Origin of the sequence: Bradyrhizobium sp. SHOUNA76, from assembly GCF_023006445.1 — a bacterium.
GTDB lineage: Bacteria > Pseudomonadota > Alphaproteobacteria > Rhizobiales > Xanthobacteraceae > Bradyrhizobium.
The window spans coordinates 1-3,569 of sequence record NZ_JALBHA010000591.1 but is presented as its reverse complement, the minus strand read 5'-3'; the positions used below and the strand labels follow the sequence as shown (position 1 = coordinate 3,569).

Sequence of the window (3,569 nt, the reverse complement as noted above, 5' to 3'; positions counted from 1 at the left end):
GCCCGCGGCGGTCTGCCGGCGACGATCACGCGGCGAACCGAGACCGGCTGGCGGCTCTCCGGCCACAAGATCTATTCGACGGGCTCGCCGATCCTGAAATGGTATCTGGTCTGGGCGCGGACGGATGAAGCCGAGCCGCGCGTCGGTCAGTTCCTGGTGCCGGCGGGTCTGCCGGGCACCAGCATCGTCGAGACCTGGGACCATCATGGCCTGCGCGCCAGCGGTAGCCACGACGTGATCTTCGACGATGTGGTGATCCCGCTCGATGCCGAGGTCGACCTGCGCAAGCCCGCGGACTGGCGCACGCCCGACCTCACGCAGGCGACCATTCACACGGTGTTCGTCGCCGCGATCTATGACGGCGTCGCCCGCGCCGCGCGGGACTGGCTGATCTCCTTCCTGAAGCAACGCGTTCCCGCCAGCCTCGGCGCGCCGCTGGCGAGCCTGCCACGGGCGCAGGAGATTCTCGGCGCCATCGAGGCGCGGCTCGCGGTCAATGCGCGGCTGATCGACACGTTTGCGCGTGATTTCGATGACGGCGTGCAGCTCTCCGCAAGCGAGTCCAACGTCGTCAAGCTCACCGTGACCAACAACGCCGTTGCCGCGGTGGAGGACGCGTTGTCCCTCACCGGCAATCACGGCCTGTCCCGCGCCAATCCGCTGGAGCGGCACTATCGCGACGTGCTGTGCGGCCGAGTGCACACGCCGCAGGACGATTCCACGCGCATCGGTCTCGGCCGAGCCGCATTGGGCCTCTAGCTTTTCCCGGAAAACAATCAGGAGACGGACATGTCGATCGAGTTCATCGGCTTCATCAGCAACAACAATTCGTCCGAAACCGTCGTCCGCCAAGGACCGGTGCTCGACCCCACCCACATCGAGACGGTGGCGAAGGCGCATGAGAACGCGGGATTCGATCGCGCGCTGCTGGCATTTCATTCGACCTCGCCCGACGCGCTCCAGGTGGCCCAGCACGTCCTCAACACGACCTCCCGCCTCAACGTGCTGATCGCACAGCGGCCCGGATTCACCGCGCCGACGCTGCTGGCGCGGCAGTTCGCCGTGCTCGACCAATTTTCGCGCGGCAGGGTCGCGCTTCACGTCATCACCGGGGGCAATGCAGCTGAGCTCAGGCAGGACGGCAATACGCTCGACGACAAGGACGAGCGTTACGCCCGCACCTCCGAATTCCTCGATGTGCTCAAGCTGGAATGGACCAGCGACAAGCCGTTCACCTACAAAGGCAGGTACTATCAGGTCGAGAATGCCTTCTCGCAGGTGAAGCCTTATCGCCCCGAAGGCATCCGCATCTATTTCGGCGGCGCCTCGGATGCGGCGATCGACGTCGCCGGCAAGCACGCCGACACGTTTGCGCTGTGGGGAGAATCCTACGCGCAGGTGCGTGACGTCACCTCCCGTGTTCACAATGCTGCGGTCCGCCAGGGGCGGCCGACGCCGCGCTTCAGCCTGTCGGTCCGGCCGATCATTGCCCCCACCGAAAAGCAGGCCTGGGAGAAGGCCGAGGAGATTTTGGCGCGCGCCACAGCGCTTCAGGACAAGACCGGCTATCGCAAGCCGGCCGACGGCCACGCTACCGCCGGCGCGCGACGCCTGCTCGCGCTCGCCGACCAGGGCAGCCGCATCGACAAGCGGCTCTGGACCGAGATCGCAAAGCTCACCGGCGCCAACAGCAACACCACGGCACTGGTCGGCACGCCCGAGCAGGTCGCCGAGGTCTTCGGTGACTATTACGACCTCGGCATCGGCCATTTCCTGATCCGCGGCTTCGACCCGTTGATCGATGCGATCGAATATGGCCGCGAGCTGATCCCGCTGACCCGGGAGCTGATCGCCAAGCGCCAAGCCGTTCGCGGGGAGGCCGCGGAATGATCCGCCTCATGCTGGCCGGGGCGCTACTGTTCGCTTCGTTCGAGCTCGCGGCGGCGCAAACCACCTTGCGCGTCGGCGACCAGAAGGGCAATGCGCAGGCCGTGATGGAAGCGGCCGGCGTGCTCAAGGACGTTCCCTACAAGATCGAGTGGAAGGAGTTTCCGGCGGCAGCTCCCTTGCTGGAAGCGCTCAGTGCCGGCGCGATCGAGACCGGGCTCGTTGGGGACGCGCCCTTCACCTTCGCCGCGGCCTCCGGCGCGCCGGTCAAGGCGATTGCCGCGATCCGGCAGACTCGCGAGGGCCTCGCGATCCTCGTGCCGGAGAATTCGCCGATCAAGAGCTTTGCCGATCTGCGGGCTAAGAAGATCGCAACCGGCCGCGGCTCGATCGGTCATCAATTGATCCTCGCCGCGCTGGAGAAGAACGGCTGGGCTGCGAGCGACGTGCAGATCGCGTTCCTGGCGCCCTCCGATGCCAAGATCGCCTACACGCAAGGCTCCGTCGATGCGTGGTCGACCTGGGAGCCGTATGTCAGCCAGGAGGAGGTGCTGTTCAAGTCGCGTCGCATCATCACCTCGGAAGGCCTGACGCCGGGGCTGAGCTTCCAGGTCGCACGACCCGACGCTATCAGGGACAAGCGCGCGGAGCTGACGGATTTCATTCGCCGCCTCACCGCCGCGCGGGCGTGGTCGCTAAACAATATCGACAGCTATGCCGCGACCTGGGGCAGGCTGATGAACATCCCGACTTCTGTGCCGCAGAACTGGCTATCGCGCGCAAAGATCCGCATCGCGCCGATCGACGACGGCGTAGTCGCGGACGAGCAGAGCACGATCGACCTCTATTTCCGCTGGGGCCTCATCAAGCAGAAGCTCGATGCCGCCGAGATCGTGGATCGTTCGTTTGCGGATGCGATCGTGAAGGCGGGATTGTAGCGAGGTCTCGTGTCCCGGACGCGCTGCAACGCGTAACGCTGCTCCGCAGAGCCGGGACCCATGCTGCAAGCGTCCGCCGCGAGATGGGCCCCGGCTCAGCAGCGCACCACTGCGTGATGCGCTGCGTCCGGGGCACGAAACCTCGCAAGGCGCTCAAGCATCCGTGAAACGAGAGTGGGCCTTCTAACCCGGCAGTCTTTCTCGAAACGTTCTTTCTGCGTATCGCGCTGGCAGCAACACCCCCATTGCTATTTGCACCGTCTCCCTTGCGCCCCTTCGCATCCCCGCAAAAATCAATCCGACGACCACATCGGGAGACCGGCCATGGGCCTGCAAGAAACAAAGATCGAGTCGCTTCCTTTCGTCACTGCCGAACTCAACTATCTCGCACCGATACCAACCAAGCCGCGCACCTATGCCTTCGATCCGCCGCCGGGCGAGCCGAAGAGCACGGCGCTCGCCGAGCCGCATCAGGTGCCGATCTTCGATGCGCGGCTGATCGCCCAGAACTTCTCGCTCGATCGCGAAGGCTTTGCGCTGGTGCGCCATCCGACCCGGGTGAAGGATTTCTTTGACGATGAGGAGGTGAGGGCGGTCTACTATCCCGCCGTCGAGGCGTTCCTGCGCGCGACGCTGCAGGCCGACCGCGTCGTCATCTTCGACCATACCGTGCGCAAGCGCGTCGAGGGTGCCGCCGACATTCGCGGCGGGGGTCCGCGCCAGCCGGCGACGCGCGTCCATGTC

General features: G+C 65.5%; 4 protein-coding genes. All 4 read left to right on the top strand.

Annotated elements, in window-relative coordinates; translation table 11 throughout:
• Positions 1 to 759: acyl-CoA dehydrogenase family protein (locus MOV74_RS33860; RefSeq protein ID WP_246931331.1), on the top strand; the 759-nt coding region annotated here is incomplete at its 5' end.
• Positions 760 to 789: 30 nt separating this feature from the next.
• Positions 790 to 1,890, top strand: a complete 1,101-nt coding sequence (locus MOV74_RS33855) for an LLM class flavin-dependent oxidoreductase (RefSeq protein ID WP_246931330.1) — start codon at positions 790 to 792, stop codon at positions 1,888 to 1,890.
• On the top strand, positions 1,887 to 2,825 hold the full coding sequence (locus MOV74_RS33850; RefSeq protein WP_246931329.1) for an ABC transporter substrate-binding protein: 939 nt from the start codon (positions 1,887 to 1,889) through the stop codon (positions 2,823 to 2,825). Before MOV74_RS33855 ends, MOV74_RS33850 begins: the two co-directional genes overlap by 4 nt.
• Positions 2,826 to 3,149: 324 nt before the next feature.
• Positions 3,150 to 3,569: CmcJ/NvfI family oxidoreductase (locus MOV74_RS33845; protein WP_309486861.1), on the top strand; the 420-nt coding region annotated here is incomplete at its 3' end.

Coding starts and splice junctions, on each gene's coding strand:
- MOV74_RS33850 (WP_246931329.1), top strand. CDS start 1,887: ATGATCCGCCTCATGCTGGCCGGGGCGCTACTGTTCGCTTCGTTCGAG.
- MOV74_RS33855 (WP_246931330.1), top strand. CDS start 790: ATGTCGATCGAGTTCATCGGCTTCATCAGCAACAACAATTCGTCCGAA.